Source organism: Pandoraea norimbergensis (genome assembly GCF_001465545.3).
Taxonomy (GTDB): domain Bacteria; phylum Pseudomonadota; class Gammaproteobacteria; order Burkholderiales; family Burkholderiaceae; genus Pandoraea; species Pandoraea norimbergensis.
In genome coordinates, this window is sequence record NZ_CP013480.3 from 1,882,263 (window position 1) to 1,899,033 (window position 16,771).

General features: G+C 62.5%; 18 protein-coding genes. 9 read left to right on the forward strand and 9 right to left on the reverse strand.

The features are described from left to right. The first annotated feature begins 99 nt into the window (after window positions 1-99). Window positions 100-1,206, forward strand: coding sequence for a tRNA 2-selenouridine(34) synthase MnmH (mnmH, locus tag AT302_RS08410; RefSeq protein WP_058378051.1), 1,107 nt, complete (start codon window positions 100-102; stop codon window positions 1,204-1,206). Window positions 1,207-1,221: 15 nt separating this feature from the next. Here the strand turns inward: mnmH and AT302_RS08415 are convergent, their stop codons facing one another. From AT302_RS08415 to AT302_RS08425, 3 genes are all read right to left on the reverse strand, one after another. Then, complete coding sequence (locus tag AT302_RS08415) at window positions 1,222-1,680, reverse strand: DUF2846 domain-containing protein (RefSeq protein WP_058380189.1); 459 nt, start codon at window positions 1,678-1,680, stop codon at window positions 1,222-1,224. 2 nt (window positions 1,681-1,682) lie between these two features. Continuing rightward, window positions 1,683-2,135 carry a hypothetical protein gene (locus AT302_RS08420; RefSeq protein WP_237172098.1) on the reverse strand — a complete coding sequence of 151 codons (453 nt, stop codon included), beginning with the start codon at window positions 2,133-2,135 and terminating at the stop codon, window positions 1,683-1,685. Window positions 2,136-2,467: 332 nt separating this feature from the next. Next, window positions 2,468-3,301, reverse strand: coding sequence for an AraC family transcriptional regulator (locus tag AT302_RS08425; RefSeq protein ID WP_058378052.1), 834 nt, complete (start codon window positions 3,299-3,301; stop codon window positions 2,468-2,470). A 154-nt stretch (window positions 3,302-3,455) separates the two neighbouring features. On the opposite strand from AT302_RS08425, the gene aqpZ reads away from it, so the two are divergent. From aqpZ to AT302_RS08440, 3 genes are all read left to right on the forward strand, one after another. Next, the gene (gene aqpZ, locus AT302_RS08430) at window positions 3,456-4,154 is read left to right on the forward strand and encodes an aquaporin Z (RefSeq protein ID WP_058380191.1); all 699 of its coding nucleotides are present in this window, start codon (window positions 3,456-3,458) and stop codon (window positions 4,152-4,154) included. A gap of 117 nt (window positions 4,155-4,271) precedes the next feature. After that, window positions 4,272-5,096 carry an SDR family NAD(P)-dependent oxidoreductase gene (locus AT302_RS08435; protein WP_058378053.1) on the forward strand — a complete coding sequence of 275 codons (825 nt, stop codon included), beginning with the start codon at window positions 4,272-4,274 and terminating at the stop codon, window positions 5,094-5,096. Between the two features lie 114 nt (window positions 5,097-5,210). Continuing rightward, complete coding sequence (locus AT302_RS08440) at window positions 5,211-5,888, forward strand: TetR/AcrR family transcriptional regulator C-terminal domain-containing protein (RefSeq protein WP_058378054.1); 678 nt, start codon at window positions 5,211-5,213, stop codon at window positions 5,886-5,888. Here AT302_RS08440 and AT302_RS08445 read toward each other — a convergent pair. Then, a complete protein-coding gene (locus tag AT302_RS08445) occupies window positions 5,874-6,515 on the reverse strand; it encodes a LysE family translocator (RefSeq protein WP_058378055.1) in 642 nt (213 codons plus the stop codon). The two genes, AT302_RS08440 and AT302_RS08445, sit on opposite strands and share 15 nt — an antisense overlap. Before the next feature lie 103 nt (window positions 6,516-6,618). Here AT302_RS08445 and AT302_RS08450 point away from each other — a divergent pair, with 103 nt between their 5' ends. Next, window positions 6,619-7,467: a LysR substrate-binding domain-containing protein gene (locus tag AT302_RS08450; protein WP_058378056.1), complete on the forward strand. Its 849-nt coding sequence runs from the start codon at window positions 6,619-6,621 to the stop codon at window positions 7,465-7,467. 11 nt (window positions 7,468-7,478) lie between these two features. Here AT302_RS08450 and AT302_RS08455 read toward each other — a convergent pair whose 3' ends face one another. From AT302_RS08455 to AT302_RS08465, 3 genes are all read right to left on the reverse strand, one after another. Then, window positions 7,479-8,120, reverse strand: a complete 642-nt coding sequence (locus tag AT302_RS08455) for an HD domain-containing protein (RefSeq protein WP_058378057.1) — start codon at window positions 8,118-8,120, stop codon at window positions 7,479-7,481. Window positions 8,121-8,283: 163 nt separating this feature from the next. Continuing rightward, window positions 8,284-8,904, reverse strand: a complete 621-nt coding sequence (locus AT302_RS08460) for a LysE/ArgO family amino acid transporter (RefSeq protein ID WP_058378058.1) — start codon at window positions 8,902-8,904, stop codon at window positions 8,284-8,286. 100 nt (window positions 8,905-9,004) lie between these two features. Beyond that, window positions 9,005-9,910, reverse strand: a complete 906-nt coding sequence (locus tag AT302_RS08465) for a LysR family transcriptional regulator (RefSeq protein WP_058378059.1) — start codon at window positions 9,908-9,910, stop codon at window positions 9,005-9,007. A 101-nt stretch (window positions 9,911-10,011) separates the two neighbouring features. Here AT302_RS08465 and AT302_RS08470 point away from each other — a divergent pair, with 101 nt between their 5' ends. Then, on the forward strand, window positions 10,012-11,583 hold the full coding sequence (locus AT302_RS08470) for an MFS transporter (protein WP_058378060.1): 1,572 nt from the start codon (window positions 10,012-10,014) through the stop codon (window positions 11,581-11,583). 53 nt (window positions 11,584-11,636) lie between these two features. On the opposite strand, the gene AT302_RS08475 is transcribed toward AT302_RS08470, so the two are convergent. Beyond that, window positions 11,637-11,969 (reverse strand): hypothetical protein, encoded by a 333-nt coding sequence (locus AT302_RS08475; protein ID WP_157125728.1) that lies wholly within the window; start codon window positions 11,967-11,969, stop codon window positions 11,637-11,639. 158 nt (window positions 11,970-12,127) lie between these two features. Then, complete coding sequence (locus AT302_RS08480; protein WP_084656100.1) at window positions 12,128-12,844, reverse strand: GntR family transcriptional regulator; 717 nt, start codon at window positions 12,842-12,844, stop codon at window positions 12,128-12,130. 85 nt (window positions 12,845-12,929) lie between these two features. Between AT302_RS08480 and AT302_RS08485 the strand changes: the two genes are divergently transcribed. From AT302_RS08485 to AT302_RS08495, 3 genes are read left to right on the forward strand one after another with little or no spacing between them, the layout of a single operon-like run. Continuing rightward, the gene (locus tag AT302_RS08485; protein WP_058378062.1) at window positions 12,930-13,967 is read left to right on the forward strand and encodes an Ldh family oxidoreductase; all 1,038 of its coding nucleotides are present in this window, start codon (window positions 12,930-12,932) and stop codon (window positions 13,965-13,967) included. Then, the gene (locus tag AT302_RS08490) at window positions 13,964-15,196 is read left to right on the forward strand and encodes an iron-containing alcohol dehydrogenase (protein ID WP_058378063.1); all 1,233 of its coding nucleotides are present in this window, start codon (window positions 13,964-13,966) and stop codon (window positions 15,194-15,196) included. The genes AT302_RS08485 and AT302_RS08490 overlap by 4 nt, the downstream gene beginning before the upstream one ends. An 8-nt stretch (window positions 15,197-15,204) precedes the next feature. After that, window positions 15,205-16,659, forward strand: a complete 1,455-nt coding sequence (locus AT302_RS08495; RefSeq protein WP_157125729.1) for an NAD-dependent succinate-semialdehyde dehydrogenase — start codon at window positions 15,205-15,207, stop codon at window positions 16,657-16,659. Window positions 16,660-16,771 lie beyond the last annotated feature (112 nt).

Here is a 16,771-nt window from a genome sequence, read left to right on the forward strand (position 1 = left end):
GGCTCGGGCAGGCAGCGTAAGGTGGCGAGCGTGCCATAATTCGTCCAATCCCTTGACCTTCACGTGTTGCGATGTTGTTCGCAATACGGTCCCGCCCCCTTGAACAATCTCCTCGTTCCTCTTGAAAAAACCGGTGATTTCGACGAAATCATCGACGTGCGCTCGCCGTTGGAGTTCGCGGAAGACCATATGCCCGGCGCGATCAACGCCCCGGTGCTGAGCAACGAGGAGCGCGCGATCGTCGGCACGATGTACCGGCAAGTCTCGCCGTTCGAAGCCACCCGGGTGGGCGCGGCCATGGTCGCGCGCAATATCGCGGCGCATCTCGAGACAACCTTCGCCGACCGGCCGCGCAACTGGCGCCCGCTGGTGTACTGCTGGCGAGGCGGCAAGCGCTCGGGGTCGATGACGGTCTGGATGAATCTGATCGGCTGGCGCGCCCGGCAACTCGATGGCGGGTACAAGACCTACCGGCGCGAAGTCGTGGCGTCATTGGAAACGTTGCCGCCCTCGCTGAAGTACGTGGTGCTGGCGGGGCACACGGGCACCGGCAAGACACGGCTGCTACATGCGTTGGCTGACGCCGGTGCGCAGACGTTGGATCTGGAAGCGCTGGCGATGCACCGCGGCTCGTTATTGGGGGCAATGCCCGACGCGCCGCAGCCGTCGCAAAAATCGTTCGATACGGCGCTGGTCGGCACCTTGCGAGCGTTTGATCCGCAACGGCCGGTGTTTGTGGAAGCGGAGAGCCGTCGCATCGGGCTGATTTCGCTGCCCGAATCGTTGATGACGTCGCTACGCGGCACGACGTGTGTGGAAGTTCGCGCACCGCATACCGAGCGAGTCGATCTGCTGATGCAGGACTATGGACACCTCTTTGCGCAGCCGGACTATTTCCGTGCGCAGTTGCTCAAGCTGGTGCCGTTGCATGGGCGTGCTGTCGTGGGAGAGTGGCTTGAACTACTCGATGCGCAACGCCAGCGAGAGTTGTTCGAGACGCTGGTGATCAAGCACTACGACCCGGCGTATTCGCGCAGTTCGCGCAAGATGCTCAGCGGTCCGCCGCCCGCCATGCCGTTTGACTTCCACCCGCTCGTGCCGGATTTGCGTGCACAGGCGCAGGCTTTGCTGGCGTGTGTCGAGCGCGATGAGGCGATCGGTGCCTGCGGCCTCGATCGCCTCACGTCAGCGGGCGCTGCCGGCTGACGTTTTCCTGATGACTTACTTCGACTGAGCGACGGCGTCCTTGCCCGTGTAGCTCATCGAATCCAACGCGGCTTCGCCCACTTCCGGTTGCTCAAGTTCGAGCACCACATGGCCGATCAGCAGGCCCATCGACACCGAACTGCGCACGTACTTCGTCTCGCCCGAGTCGAGCGAGAAGCTGAGCGTCTTTTCCGTTTCGGTCGACGCCGATGCCTTGTACTGGCCTGCCGGACGATCGACGAAGAAGAAGCCGCCCGGCTTCGACGAGCCGACGATCTCGTCATTCAGACGAATTTCCGGTTGCACTGCCGCGCCGAACGGCGAGGACGAGCGATAGAAATAGACGCGGCCTTCGCCGGTCTTGATCGTCGGAATTGCCGAGGCCATTTCGGCACGCTTCGGGCCGGACGCGCAACCGGCGAGGAAGAACGACGCGGCCATGCCGGCGAGAAGCAGACGCGAGACTTGTTTCAGGTTCATTGTGATTTTTCTTTCAAGTTAAGAGAAACAACGGTGGAAAGCGGCGAGTAAGTGGCTTCGCCGGGCAGGAAGAAGCCGACGAGCTTCTGATCCTTGACGACGATCCACGCTTCGTGAACCTGACTGCCTTCGACCGTCAGAATGCGGCCGACCGGGCGATAGACGCTGCCTTGCACAACGCTGCCGGCCTCTTTCCAGATCGAGCCCTCGGGCAGATTGCGCTCATAACCGGTGTCGAGCTTGAACGTGACCGGCGTTTGCAGAGCAAACAGGCGCGCGTTGTCGAGTGACGTGCGGCTGAGCGTCGCGGGTGTTGTCGAGACACTTGCGCAGCCTCCCAGCGTGAGGCCCATTGCCACAGAGAAGGCCGCGAGTGCGGCGCGCGCGCGTAGGCGTGACGAGGCAGCGCGCCGTACGCCGGCGCGCTTGCTTGACGAAATGTGTGCCATTTTTAGATAAAGCCGTTATCTGATGTCGTTGTTATCGTTATGCCCGGCATCGCGCCGGGCGACTGCAAGGACTACTTACGGCATGGGCATCAGACGCACCTGCGGAACCGGTATCTGGACTTCAATTTGACTTCTTGTCAGATAACGCATCGTCCCCGAATTGACTTGATGCGCGGGCTCGCAGGCGTAGTGTCGAATCCCGGGCGTGATATTACTTCCGGATTCGATTCTCGTGAAGTGGGAGTGACAGGGGTGCTTCGGGTTGCGATGTATTTTCGAGACAGATGCGACGGGCGAGCCCGGGACAACTCGGGCTCGCACCGCTTGACGCGTTACTTCACCGGCAGACAGATGCGCGTTTGCAACGCTGCGGGCGGCGTGGTGCGCGGGTCGTTGAGGTATTGCTCGAACATGGGGAAATCGGCGGGTTCCAGGCCGCTGCTCGGCAGCCATTCTGAAAAGAGCCAGTTGTACGGTTTGCTCATTTCGTTGTACGGCCCGGTGTAGGTCAGGATCGCGCAGCGGCCGGCCGGGATCTCGAAGCGTTCGAGATCGTTGCCGAGCTTGGCGTCCGGGGCCACGGACATGCCCGCGAGCGAGCGCAACTGATCGACAGGGACTTGCTCCGGGTCGTCGAAATACACGCCGAAGCCGGTCGATTCCGGCTGGGCCAGCCCGAGTGCGCCCGCAAGCATGAAGGCGCGCACGAAGACCGGGCCAATTTCCTGATAGTCGCCTTGATGCTTGAGTACGGCGAGCGTCGTGGCGGGAACCGATTCGATGGTGATGGGGTACATGGTGAGCTCCAGAGGATTGAAGGGTCCGGAGCGGGCGTCCCGATAACGTCCCGGCGGCATGCCGAAGTACGCACCGAAGGCCCGGTTGAACGCGGCGTCCGACGTATAGCCGGCACGCGACGCCACAACACGCATGGAATCCTCAGACCCTGCCAGCGCAACCGCAGCGCGGTGCATCCGGATGCGTTGCACGGTGCCGTTCACCGTCTCGCCCATCAACGCGCGATAAATGCGGTGAAAGTGATACGGCGACAGGCATGCCAGATCCGCCAGTTGATAAAGATCGGGGGCGGTGTCGGGATGACTGGCCAGCCATTGCAGCACGGGCTCCATGCGCTGGGCATACCGAACGTGGGTCTCAGGTTTCATTTGCGCTCCTTGGTCTGCAATGTAGCCAGAGGCCGTTTGCCGATTTTGCGATATTTCACAATTATCAAGCGTTGTCTCGATGGTTTTGCCTACGTAGCCCTAGTATCGCGCCTCCATGGCCGTAACAGGCAAAGGTGAATTCATCGGAGGCATCATGTTTCGACGTATGTTGGCAGAAAGCATCGGCACGTTCTGGCTGGTGTTCGGCGGTTGCGGCAGTGCCGTACTCGCAGCGGCATTCCCGCAACTCGGCATCGGCTTTGCCGGCGTGGCATTGGCGTTTGGTCTGACCGTGCTGACGATGGCATATGCCGTCGGTCACATCTCGGGCGGGCATTTCAATCCTGCCGTGACACTGGGGCAATGGGCCGGTGGATTGTTTCCGGCGAAGGACATCGCGCCATACATGGGTGCGCAGGTGTTTGGCGGCATGGTCGCCGGCGGTGTTCTGTTCGTGATCGCGAGCGGAGCGCCCGGATTCGACCCGTCGGCATCCGGCTTCGCCGCTAACGGCTATGGCAGCCACTCGCCCGGCGGCTACTCGCTGGCGGCGGCCGTGGCGATCGAACTGGTGCTGACGGCGTTCTTCGTCGTGATCATCAACGGTGTCGTGTCGCGCCCGGCACTCACGGCGGTTGCCCCGATCGCGATCGGCCTCGCACTCACGCTGATCCATCTGATTTCGATTCCCGTGACGAATACGTCGGTGAACCCTGCGCGCAGCACGGGCGTTGCCGTCTTTCAGGGCGGCTGGGCGATCGATCAACTGTGGGTGTTCTGGCTCGTACCGTTGATCGGCGGCGTCATCGGCGGACTGGTGTCGCGCGCCTTGCGTCCCCAACCTGAAAACTGACGTTGACAACTAACACTGTTAGATTAGACTAACGGTGTTAGTCTTGCTGGCACCTTGATGCGGTTTGAGGGTGCCGGCATGTTTGCTTGTCAATTGCATGAATTGAGGACGAATGCCATGTCAGAGAAGGTCTGGTTTATCACCGGTGCATCGCGAGGATTTGGGCGCGTCTGGGCCGAGGCGGCATTGCGGCGCGGCGACAAAGTGGTGGCGACGGCCCGGTCGCTCGCCGATATCGAGGATCTGGGCATTTACGGCGATGCCGTGTTGCTTCTGCCGTTGGACGTGACGAATGGCGATGCCGTGTATGGCGCAGTTCACCGGGCGCATGCGCATTTCGGACGACTGGACGTGGTCCTCAACAACGCGGGCTATGGGCTCTTCGGCATGCTGGAAGAGACGAGCGAAGCACAAGCCCGCGCACAGATGGAAACGAACTTCTTTGGCGCGCTATGGGTGATGCAGGCAGCGCTGCCGATCTTGCGGGCGCAGGGGCATGGGCACCTTCTGGCCGTATCGAGTTTTGCAGGCGTCGTGACGTTTCCCAGCGCATCGGTGTATGTCGCATCGAAGTGGGCGCTCGACGGCATGTGCGATGCGCTGTCGAAAGAAGTGGCCGGCTTCGGCATCAAGGTCACACTCATCGAGCCGGGTGGCTACGACACGGATTGGCGCGGCAGTTCGGCGCAACACGTGACGAAGCTCGACGCCTATGCGGAGTTGCGCGGTCAACTTGCGGCGGCGATGGGCAACCGCAAGCTCGGTGACCCGGCGGCAACCGCAACCGCGATCCTCGCTGTGGTCGATGCCGATGAACCCCCGTTGCGGTTGCTGCTCGGCGCGGGCACCGTCGATATCGCGACGCGGACATATCAGGAGCGAATCGGTGTCTGGCAACAGTGGGCCGACGTCTCGGCGGCCGCACACGGCGGCGCGGGTTGACCCACGTAGATTGATCCACGCTGAGCGATCGCCCGCCATCGCCCGCCGTCGTCGATACCCCCGCACTGCCTGCGCGATGATAAGCTAACGCCGTTAGTTTTGACGGGAAACACCATGGCGATTCAACGGGACGACGTCGTACAGACGGCGCTGGCTTTACTCGACGGCGGGGGAATGGAGGGCGTGACGTTGCGCAAGGTGGCGCAGGCGCTCGACATTCAGGCGCCGTCGCTCTACTGGCACTTCGCCAACAAGCAGGCGTTGCTCGATGCAATGGCAGACGCGATGTTGCAGGATGTCGCGCGCGATGTGTCGCCGGATGCGGACTGGCGAGCGGTGTTGAACGCGGTCTCGCTTGAGATTCGACAAGCCTTCAACGCCTATCGTGATGGTGCCCGGGTGTTCGCCGGGACGTACGAGACAACGGAAAACGTGTTGCGCACCGGCGAGGCGATGATTGCCGCCTTCGTGCGCGCGGGGGCCGACATCGAGTTGGCGACCACAACGGCATTCAGCGTGGTCTATTACGTGGTGGGTTTCGTGATCGAAGAGCAGGCGTTCGAGGCGGAAGCCTCAAGCGAAAAGTCAGCGGAAAGCGTGGCGCGCAAGACGGCGTTCCTGAATGCCGCCAAGCAGACCTATCCGCTCAGTTGGCAGGCTCGCCAACACTTGTTCGCGCCCGACTTCGATAGGCGGTTTTCCGTGGGCATCGATTTATTGCTCAGTGGTTTCGCCCAGCAACTGACCGACGGCAGCAAGAAAAAGGCCCCGCGCCGCTCAAACGCCCGCTGAGAACGTGTCGATCAGCATGCGGGCGGCCAGCGCCGCGAGCACTGCACCCATGAACCACCGTTGCAGAGTCAGCAGGGCCGGGCGCTGCGCGAGAAACTTCGCCGTACTTCCCGCGCCGATCGCGACGGCGCCGTTGACCAGTACAAACGCCAAAATCACGACCGAGCCCATGGTGATGGAAGTCTTCAGCAGGTTGCCGCCCTGATCGCGGACGAACTGCGGCACCAGCGTCAGAAAAATCATCGCCAGTTTCGGGTTCAGCAGACTCGTCGTTGCGCCCATCACGAAGAGCCGGCGCGGCGGCTCGTACGAGAGCTCACGCGCTTCGAACGGTGAACGCCCGCCCGGCTTGACCGCCTGCCATGCGAGATAGAGCAGGTAGGCGGCGCCCGCCACGCTTAGCGCACTCATCCCGTACGGCACATGCATGAACAGCGCCGTAATGCCGAACGCCGCACTCAGCATGTAAAAAAGATAGCCGATGATCACGCCCGCCAGCGAGACCAGTCCGGCCGCCCGGCCCTGTGCGATCGAGCGCGACATCACATAGATCATGTTCGGACCCGGCGTAATCGCCAGCAGGCCGCAGATGGTCAGAAACGCATAAAAGGAGGCGGCATCGCGCATGGTCTTGCTCGGCAGGAGGCAGGGATCGCACTTAGTATCCGAGCGTGCCTGACCTCGGTAAAGCAATATAATCTGAGCCAATTCATCAGATTTTCTGAGTAATATGAAAAAGCTCGATCTCGATGTGCTGGAAATGGTGGTGGCTGTTGCGGAGACCGGTTCGTTCGTGCGCGGTGCCGAGGCGGTGCATCGCTCGCCGTCTGCGCTGAGCATGCAGATCAAGGCATTGGAAGACGATCTGGGCAAGCCGTTGTTCATCCGGAACACACGGCGCGTGGCCGTGACGGCAGAAGGGCAGACGCTGGTGGACTACGGGCGGCGAATGCTCGAGATGCGCAGTGAAGCGTGGGCATCGATCGTGCGGCCCGAGATCAAAGGACGCGTGACCATCGGCGTGCCCGACGACTATGCGTCGTCGTTGCTGCCGCAGGTGCTCCGCAAGTTTGCGGTGGCGCACCCGCGTGTCGAGATTCGTGTGATCGGGCTGGCCAGCAATGCGCTGGTTCCCTTGCTCAAGGACAACACGCTGGACCTGGCCTGCCTGACCAAGGTGAAGGGGCTGCCGGGAGAATTCATCCGGTTCGAGCCGTCCGTCTGGGTGGGCCCGCCAACGCGGCCCGTGTGGAAGGAGCGCCCGCTGCCGGTGGCGCTGTTCGCGCCCGGCAGCACGGCGCGTGCGACTGCCATCGCAGCGCTTCAGCGTGCAGGCATCAAGTACCGCATGTCTTACGAGAGCCCCAGCCTGCTTGGACTCATCAGCATGGTCGAGGCGGGGCTCGCGGTCGCACCGCTCGCACGATGCAGCGTGCCTGCGCATCTTGTTCAGCTCTCGCAGAGCGACGGCCTGCCCCCGCTGGACGATCTCGAAGTGGTGCTGGCGCGCAGCGCAACGTCCAACCGCCCGCCGTGCGACTTTCTGGCGGAGCAAATTCTGACCGAACTGCGCACCTGAGCGTCACTGCATCAGCCGATCCACGCGGAATTTCGAATCACGCTACAGAAATTGCCGCGATGGAAATGCGGGTCCTTGTCGGCCAGCACGTCTGCCTTGACGTTGCCGAACGTCGTTTCCGGCTTGTGCTTGATGCCGTCGTAGAACGCCTGAATGATGTCTTCCTTGAAGTGCACGGTGCGCGGGTGGGCACGCACGACGGCCTCTCGTTCGATCTCGCTGTACTCGGGATAGGTCAGGCCCAGCACATCCATTTCGACGCCCGCAGTGACCAGCGCGACCACCGGATGCATATGCTGGGGGATGCCGGGGGTGGTGTGCAGCGCGATGGCCGTCCACACCACGTCGATGTCCTGCTGTGCAATGCCTTTGCTCTTCAGAAAGTCGCTGGCCGCGTTAGCGCCATCGACTTCAAATCGTTCGCAGGCGCTGCTGTGTTGATGCGTGAGCCCCATGTCGTGAAACATGCAGCCGCAATAGAGCAGCTCGGGGTCGAACTTTAGCCCGCGATGCTGGCCGGCGAGCGCGGCGAAATAGAAGACGCGGCTTGAGTGATGGAACAGCAGGGTCGACGCGGTGTCACGCACGATCTCCGTGATTTCACGCGCGAACTGACTATCGGGCACGGCGATACCGGCAACATTGGCAGACATGAGGAACCTCCAGAAGGGGACAGCCCGGACAATTCGAACTGTGCGGACACTTCCAATTCTGCGCACCGCCGCCCCGGATCGCTACCGGCTTGCGGGGCCCATTTCCGCCAGATGCGTGTTCATGTCGGCCAGCCGCCAAGGGAGACTATCGGCGAAATAGAGGCTAAAAATGACCCGTGGCCAGATGCGCCGCAATGCCGAACATCATGACGGCGACAAAGCCGTCGAGCGCACGCCACGCGATGCTGCGTGAGAAGAGCCAGCGGCACGCGTACGAGACATACGTCAGAAAGAAGAACCACGCGAATGAGGCCGCGACCGCACCCACCGTAAAAGGCCAACGGGCGTCGGCCGATTTGCTCGCGGTGATGGCGCCGATCACGAGTACGGTGTCGACCCATGCGTACGGGTTGAGTAGCGAGACGGCTGCGGTGCCGAGCAGCGTCTGTCTGAGCGAGTAGCGCTGTGAGCCGCCGCCGTCTTCAGCGTTGTGCTTGCCCCGCACCGCCGAGCGCAGCGCGAGCAACCCATGGCAGACGAGATACCCGATGCCGCCCCACAGGGCGAGACTCAGAACGATGGGTGTGCGCGTGAGGAGTGCTGCAAGGCCGCCCGTGCCGAGCGCGATAAGCAGCGCGTCGCTGCCGGCACAGATCAGGACGATCAGTAGCAGGTGCTGGCCAGTGACCGAGCGCCGGATGACAAAGGCGTCTTTCGGTCCGACGGAAGTAAACAAACCAAGGCCAAGCAGCAGCCCTTCGGTAAAGACTGAGGTGTCTGACATACGTCATGCCGACAACCTCTTAAGCTGAACCGGGTGGAGTTACAGGGCGTCGCCACTATAGAGGGAATGTGTGACGGCTGCAATCGCGCGCCGGCTGTTCTTATTCGAGATCGATCCGTGGAAGATTTGCCACGAGCGCATCGATGGCGCAGCGCGTTTTCAGCGGCATATAGGGCGTTTTCGGCCACACCGCATGGATCGCCAGTGGCCGCACACCACAACGCTCCCTTAATGCGACAAGCTCACCGGTAGCCACATATTTCGCCATCAGCCAGCACGGAATTTGCACGAGTCCGAGGCCGGCAACGCCAGCGCCGGCAATCGCCTGCACGTCGTCCAGACTCACTTGCGGCTTGATTTGCAACTCGTGCTCGACGCCCTGCGCATCGTGCATGCGCCAACCGCACACCACACCCGCTCGCGAATACATGATGCCCGCATGCCCGGCGAAGTCGTCGATCTCGACGGGGCTGCCATGCTTCGCCAGATAGGCTGGCGAGCCGCCGATGCTCACGTCCTGAACTCCCAGACGCCGCGCCGCCAGGCTCGTGCTGTCGCGTAACTCGCCAATGCGCACCGCGAGATCGATGTTCTCTTCGACGAGGTCGACCGCCCGGTCGGTGAACGAGATATCGATCTGAAGCTCGGGGTGTTGGCGCGCGAGGTCGAACAGCACCGGGGCGACGCAATGGTGCCCGAACGCAATCGGTGCGCTCACCCGCAACTGACCCCGTGGCGCGCTGTGTCCACTCTCCAGCTCGGCCTCACCCGCCTCCAGCTCGGCAAGCGCTCGCACGCACCGGTCGTAATATGCCTGCCCGGCTTCGGTGAGCGTCTGACTGCGCGTGGTGCGATGGAGCAGGCGTGCCCCCAACCGGTCTTCAAGTCGCGTAATGACTTTGCCGACGGCCGAGCGGGTGAGGTTCAGGCGCTCGGCCGCGAGTGTGAAGCTGCCGGCTTCAATCACCTGCACAAAGACCGCCACACCATCCAGATTGATTGACATATTCGGTCCTTGTGGTTGCGTTTTATGGGAAAAACTGTCGTCAATGGGGAATCTGATTCCCGATATAGTACATCGGCCAAATACTTTTCTCTGCGATACCTATGACGCTTTCCCGAGACCCCAAAAACGCGCTGGCGCTAGCGGCGATCTGCCTGACATCGCTGATGTTCGGCCTTGAAATTTCCAGCGTGCCGACAATTCTCCCGACCCTTGAGCGCGTGCTGCACGCAGACTTCAAGGCCCTTCAATGGATCATGAATGCCTACACGCTGGCGTGCACGACCGTACTGATGGCCACGGGCACGCTGGCCGATCGCTTCGGACGCCGGCGCGTCTACGTCGCCAGCATCGTGATTTTTGCGGTGACGTCACTCATCTGCGGGTTGGCGCAAAGTGCTGCGGTGCTGATCGTCAGCCGGTTTCTGCAAGGTGTCGGCGGTGGCGCGATGCTGATCTGCATGGTGGCCGTGCTGTCGCATCAATTCCGGGAAGGGCGTGAGCGCAGCCGGGCGTTTGGTGCATGGGGCATCGTGTTTGGCAGCGGTCTGGGCTTCGGTCCGATCGTCGGCGGGTTGATCGTTGCCGTGTCCAACTGGCAGTGGGTGTTCCTGATTCACGTCGTGATTGCGCTGGTAGCGCTCGGCCTCGTGTTTGCGGGCGTGAAGGAGTCTCGCGATCCGCACGCCGAGCATCTGGACCTGCCGGGCATCGTGACGCTGTCGTTGTCGACGTTCGGCCTCGTCTACTACATCACGCAGGGGCCGGACCTCGGCTTCGACAGCCCCATCGGGTTGAGCATCATTGGCGCGTCAGCCCTGAGTTTCATCGCGTTTCTCATCGTCGAGAAGCGCAGTCCCCGGCCCATGTTCGATTTTTCGGTGTTCCGTGTCCGCGCGTTTTCCGGGGCGATGTTCGGCTCGATGGGAATGAATTTCAGCTACTGGCCGTTCATCGTTTATCTGCCGATCTATTTTCAGGGCGCGCTCGGCTATAGCAGCGTGAACACTGGGTTGGCGCTGCTCGCCTATACGGTGCCGACGCTCATCGTGCCGCCGTTCGCCGAACGTCTTGCGCTTCGGATTGGCGCACGCAAGGTGATTCCGCTGGGCATGTTCACGATTGGCCTTGGCTTCCTGCTGATGCGCTTCGGCATTGATATGGCGCATGCCAGCTGGCTGACCGTGTTGCCGGGCTGTGTGTTGTGCGGTGCCGGATTGGGGATGACCAACACGCCGGTGACCAACACGGCGACCGGCGCGGTGTCGTCGAACCGCGCGGGCATGGCGTCGGGCATCGACATGAGCGCACGGCTGATCAGTCTGGCGATCAATATTGCGGTGATGGGGTTCGTGCTGCTCGAAGGCGTCAGTGCCTATCTCGCTCGCGCGTTGCCGGCGTCTTCAGATGCACTGTCGCTGCGCTGGCTCGCGGAGAAGGTGGCGGCGGGCAGTCTCGACCAGTTGGCGCAGGGCAATGCGGCATTGTCGGCGGCCGACCCGAACGGTGTCATCGTTCATGGCGCGTTGGTGCACGGCTTCGGCCTGGTGATGTTGTACGGTGTGATCGGCGCGTGGGTGCTGGCGGCGCTGAGCTATGCGGCATTCGGGGCAGGCCCGCGTGCGCAGCATCAGGAAGTTGCTTTCGACGACGGGGTGCGTCCGCCGAGTTTGTAAGAAAGACTGACGCCGGAGGTTGCCTCCGGCGTCAAACCGCGTGTTCGGGACGCTTAGGAAAACACAGGATTCTTGTCGGCCAGACCCACGACTTCGTCATAGATGTGGTCGCGCGTGCGACCGTCAACGCGCTGCCAGAGTCGCGCGAGCCAGTACTTCATCCTGAGCTTCGTGATGACGGCGGCACTCACCGGCGTGGCGGGAAACTGGATGTTCTCGCCGACCAGCTTGCCGTCGAGATACGCATGGGCATTGGCTCTGACGTACACCTTGGCCTGCATCAGACTGGTGGCCCGGGAGGCGAATGCGAGATCCAGACAGGTCAGTGTCCAGACGGAATCTCGTTGTTCTCCATAGACATGAAGCAGTATGTGTTCCTTTCTCATGATCGACTCCTCGTTGATGCGTGCATGACCGGATCTCTGGCTGATCCTCGTGGCTTTTGCGTGGGAAGTCGGTTCGCTATCGCACCGACTCACCCGCCATTACCACGTACGGTCGAGGCAACGTCGGAATCTGCTTCTCGCCTGCGGCGGTGAGACGATCAGAGATTATCGAAGAACGGCGCCATGCGATCGCGCGAGCAGGCAATGTGATGCGCCATCGCGTCGCGGGCCGCTTCGGCATCACGCGCACAAAGCGCTTTCACGATGTCGGCGTGCTCGGTGATCGCTTCTTCCGTCACACGCGAATGAAAGCGCAAACGGAAGACATGCATATGCGCGTGAAGACGCGACAGCGTCTCGGCAATCAACTCGTTGCCGCTGCACGCCGCAATCCACGCGTGGAACTTCGCATCCTGTAGCGCAAACTTCCCGTAGGCCACCTGCGCATTGCCGCCCGAGACGTTCTCCATACTCTCGGCCAGCGTCTTCAATTCGGCCAACGCCGCGTCATCCATCAACTGGGCCGCCTCGGCCGCCGCGTAGGGCTCCAGCAGCATGCGCATGTCGTAGATCTGCTTGAACCGGTCTCGCGTGGGCATGGCGGCGGCGCTGTAGCCGACGTTGTGCGTCTTCACCACCAGTCCCTCGTTCTCGAGGCGAATCAACGCGGCGCGAATCGGCGTTTGCGAAACCCCCAACTCTCTGACGAGGGCATCGACGGCAATTCGGCTTCCCGGCGCAATGGCGAGGGAGATCAGCCGGGAGAGCAGCGTCTCGTAAATCTCATCGCCCAGCGCGCGTCGAGCCGACAGGTGGCTCGCGTCGTGCTCGGCAGCGGCGAAAAAGGTGGTCGATCTTGGATCTAGGTTGGACATGGATGGCTCTCCGGGATAACGCGCTTGACCGTGCCAGATTATAACCCTATCCTGTCGCAAATCAGATATCCGATCGGATCGTATTTTGACAGCCAATCTTTTATCGTGCCAAGAGGCCACCGAGGTCTCCGTTCGGGCACTCACGCGTCACGGGGTTTCTCAAGAGAACGCCCGCATTCAGACAGAACAATGGGTCGAGGCGGAACTGAGAGGGCGGGCCTCGCACGGTTTGCTCCGCCTGCCTCGCATCGTCGAGCGCCTTCAGAAAGGGCTTGCGCATCCGCTGAGTCATGGCGTGCAGCAATGGCGCGGTTCGTCGCTGCTCGATGTCGACGGTGAGCGCGGGCTGGGCCCGGTGGTGGCGTTCGCCGCCCTTGAAAAAATTTCGGCGCGCGCCAAAGAAACGGGTCTTGCCGCCGCGATGGTTCGCAACAGCAACCACTTGGGCATGCTGGCGCTTTATGCCGAGCGCATTGCGGCACAAGGGCAGGTGCTGATTGCGCTCTCCACCAGCGAGGCGCTCGTGCACCCGTGGGGCGGCAAGCACGCCATGCTCGGCACCAACCCCGTGGCGATCGGCGTGCCCGCGTCGCCGCATCCGTTTGTGTTCGACATGGCGACGAGTGCCGTGTCGATGGGACAGATTCACGACTATGCCAATCAGAACCGCCCACTGAAACCCGGCTGGGCGCTCGACGCCGAAGGCAATCCGACCACCGATGCGCACGCGGCCAAAGCCGGTGCCATCGCACCGTTTGGCGACGCCAAGGGCTATGCGCTCGGCATTGCGTTCGAGGTGCTGGTATCGAGCCTGACGGCGGCCGCACTTGGCACCGACGTGCGCGGCACGCTGGACGCCGAGCATGTCTGCAACAAGGGCGATGTGTTCATCGTGCTTGAGTCGGCACCGGGCGGCATGGCCGGGCAAATCTCCGCGTATCTCGATGCGGTTCGTGCATGCGAACCCGCCGACCCGCAGCGACCCGTGGTCGTGCCGGGCGACCGCGCACAGACGCAACGCGAGCGCAGTTTGCACGAGGGCTTTGCGCTGGCGCCCGACGTCTGGGCACGCATTCGCGAACTCGCTGGTATTTCCCCCGACTCAGCACAGGATCAGAAATGAACCCACTCTTCGGCACCATGAGGGCGCCTGCCAACGTCATTTTCGGCGAAGGCCAGCGCTTCGGCCTCGGCACTGTTACGGCCCAGATCGGGCGCCGCGCGCTGATCTGCACCGACGAACGTCTCGGTGCTTCGAAAGAACTACAGGAGATGCTCGGCAGCCTGCATGAAGCGGGTGTCGAGACGAAGGTGTCCACGCACACGCTGCCCGAACTGCCGTCTGCCAGCATCGAACAATGCCTTGCATTCGCCTCGGCCTTCGACCCCGACGTCGTCATCGGCATCGGCGGCGGAAGCTGCATGGACATGGCCAAGCTCGTGAGCTTGCTGCTGGCCCACGGTGGCCCGGCGAGCAAGTTCTATGGCGAACTGAAAGTGCCGGGTCCGATTCTGCCGGTCATCGCCATTCCGACCACGGCGGGCACAGGCTCGGAAGTCACACCGGTGGCAGTGATGGCGGATGAAAGCCGCGATCTCAAGGTCGGCATCTCCAGCCCGTATCTGATTCCGCACATTGCCATTTGTGATCCGGAACTGACGTTGACGTGTCCGCCGGGACTGACGGCCATTTCAGGTGCCGATGCGCTCACCCATGCCATCGAGGCGTTCACGGCGGTGCAGCATCCGCGCACGCCGGCCTTGCCGCACGAACGTGTCTTTGTCGGCAAGAACCTGTTGAGCGATCAGTTCGCCTTGGCGGCTATCTGCGCCATCAGCGAGTTCTTGCCGCGCGCCGTTCGCGACGGCAGCGATCGCGAAGCCCGCTCGATGGTGATGTACGGCTCGCTGTGCGCGGGCCTGGCGTTCGGTGCGGCGGGTACCGCTGCGGCGCACGCGATTCAGTACCCGATCGGTGCATTGACACACACGGCCCATGGGCTGGGTGTGGCGGCGCTGATGCCGTACGTGATGGCTTACAACGCACCGTCGTGTGCCGATTCGCTGGCGGAAATCGCCAAGGCGATGGGCGCGCAAGGCACCGATGTGCAGGCACTGGCCGACGAGAGCATCGTCCGTGTTCGTGCGCTGCTGGCAGAGATCGGCATCCCGTCGACGCTGGCCGGTCTGGGGCTGAAGGCGATCGATCTGCCTTGGGTTTCCGAGCAATCGATGCTCTCTGCCCGACTGGTTAACAACAACCCCCGTCCGCTACAGGCGGCCGATATGGCCGAAATTCTCGAAGACGCCTTCCGTGGCCGTCTGCGCGACACCCAACCCTCCAACGCATGAGAACCGAAATGTCGACACTTGCTCTTGGTATTGAAGTCCCTACCGACTTGTTCATTGGTGGTCAGTGGCGTGCACCGGCCTCGGGGCGTCGCATCGACGTGATCAATCCGTCGAACGAAGAGGTGCTGGCGACGGTCGCCGACGCGAGCGTTGAAGAGGCCATGCAGGCCGTCGATGCGGCCGCGGCTGCCGCGCCCGGGTGGGCGGCGACGTCACCGCGCGCGCGTGCTGATATCTTGCGCCGCGCGTACGAACTGATGGTGCGCGATGCCGACAGCCTCGCCCGCCTGATCTCGCTGGAAAACGGCAAGGCGCTGGCCGATGCGCGGGGTGAAGTGGCCTACGCCGCTGAGTTCTTCCGCTGGTTCGCTGAAGAGGCCGTGCGCATCAATGGCGATATCAGCATCGCCCCGTCGGGCGCCAGCCGGATCATCGTCCAATACCAGCCCGTGGGTATCGCGTTGCTGATCACGCCGTGGAATTTCCCGGCGGCGATGGCCACGCGAAAAATCGGTCCTGCGCTGGCGGCCGGCTGCACTTGCATTCTGAAGCCCGCGACGGAGACGCCACTCACGGCCTACGCACTTGCCAACCTGCTGGCGGAAGCCGGTGTGCCGGCGGGCGTGGTCAACGTGCTGACGACGTCGTCGGCGGGCAAGTTCGCCAATGCGATTCTGGACGACGCCCGCGTCAGAAAGCTGTCGTTCACCGGTTCGACGGAAGTCGGCCGCGTGCTGCTGCGCAAGGCCGCCGACTCGGTGGTGAACTGCTCGATGGAGTTGGGCGGAAACGCCCCGTTTATCGTGTTCGACGATGCTTCGATCGACGCGGCCATCGAAGGCGCCATGCTCGCCAAGATGCGCAACGGCGGCGAAGCGTGTACGGCGGCCAACCGCATCTACGTGCAACGCGGCATCGCTGACGAATTCAGCCAACGTCTGGCGCAGCGCATGGGCGCACTGACGGTGGGCGACGGCTGTCTCGACACCACGCAGTGCGGACCGCTGGTCAACGCCGGGGCGGTTGCCAAGGTGGCGTCCCTCGTTGACGACGCGGTGGCGAAGGGCGCGCGTGTGCTCACGGGCGGCGAGCGGCTGGATCGAAACGGCTATTTCTATCAGCCGACGGTGTTGGTGGATGTTGCACCGAATGCCGACCTGCTCCATGAAGAGATTTTCGGGCCGGTTGCACCGATCGTCATCTTCGACGACGAAGATGAAGTCATCGCGTTGGCCAACGCTACCGAGTACGGTCTGGTGGCCTACGTGTACACCGGCGATCTGGCGCGCGGCCTGCGCGTGTCGGAGCGAATCGAGAGCGGCATGATCGCGCTCAATCGCGGCATTGTGTCCGACCCGGCCGCCCCGTTCGGCGGCGTGAAGCAGAGTGGTCTGGGCCGTGAGGGCGCTCACCATGGGCTGCTGGAGTTCTCCGAAGCCAAATACATTTCGACGCAGTGGTAAAACCCCCGGGCGGTGGGGCGGGGCGTTTGCCGGCGTCACCACCGCATTTGCAATAGCCATAGCAACAGCCATCGCCAAATCTGCGGGACAGCAGAGCGCCAGCGTTTCAGGA

Excerpts from the sequence above, each read along its gene's own strand:
- AT302_RS08490 (WP_058378063.1), top strand. The coding sequence starts at position 13,964 with ATGAACCCACTCTTCGGCACCATGAGGGCGCCTGCCAACGTCATTTTC.
- AT302_RS08460 (WP_058378058.1), bottom strand. The coding sequence starts at position 8,904 with ATGTCAGACACCTCAGTCTTTACCGAAGGGCTGCTGCTTGGCCTTGGT.
- AT302_RS08455 (WP_058378057.1), bottom strand. The coding sequence starts at position 8,120 with ATGTCTGCCAATGTTGCCGGTATCGCCGTGCCCGATAGTCAGTTCGCG.
- AT302_RS08470 (WP_058378060.1), top strand. The coding sequence starts at position 10,012 with ATGACGCTTTCCCGAGACCCCAAAAACGCGCTGGCGCTAGCGGCGATC.
- AT302_RS08475 (WP_157125728.1), bottom strand. The coding sequence starts at position 11,969 with ATGAGAAAGGAACACATACTGCTTCATGTCTATGGAGAACAACGAGAT.
- AT302_RS08425 (WP_058378052.1), bottom strand. The coding sequence starts at position 3,301 with ATGAAACCTGAGACCCACGTTCGGTATGCCCAGCGCATGGAGCCCGTG.
- AT302_RS08440 (WP_058378054.1), top strand. The coding sequence starts at position 5,211 with ATGGCGATTCAACGGGACGACGTCGTACAGACGGCGCTGGCTTTACTC.
- AT302_RS08450 (WP_058378056.1), top strand. The coding sequence starts at position 6,619 with ATGAAAAAGCTCGATCTCGATGTGCTGGAAATGGTGGTGGCTGTTGCG.
- AT302_RS08465 (WP_058378059.1), bottom strand. The coding sequence starts at position 9,910 with ATGTCAATCAATCTGGATGGTGTGGCGGTCTTTGTGCAGGTGATTGAA.
- AT302_RS08480 (WP_084656100.1), bottom strand. The coding sequence starts at position 12,844 with ATGTCCAACCTAGATCCAAGATCGACCACCTTTTTCGCCGCTGCCGAG.
- AT302_RS08420 (WP_237172098.1), bottom strand. The coding sequence starts at position 2,135 with ATGGCACACATTTCGTCAAGCAAGCGCGCCGGCGTACGGCGCGCTGCC.
- aqpZ (WP_058380191.1), top strand. The coding sequence starts at position 3,456 with ATGTTTCGACGTATGTTGGCAGAAAGCATCGGCACGTTCTGGCTGGTG.
- AT302_RS08495 (WP_157125729.1), top strand. The coding sequence starts at position 15,205 with ATGTCGACACTTGCTCTTGGTATTGAAGTCCCTACCGACTTGTTCATT.
- AT302_RS08435 (WP_058378053.1), top strand. The coding sequence starts at position 4,272 with ATGTCAGAGAAGGTCTGGTTTATCACCGGTGCATCGCGAGGATTTGGG.
- AT302_RS08445 (WP_058378055.1), bottom strand. The coding sequence starts at position 6,515 with ATGCGCGATGCCGCCTCCTTTTATGCGTTTCTGACCATCTGCGGCCTG.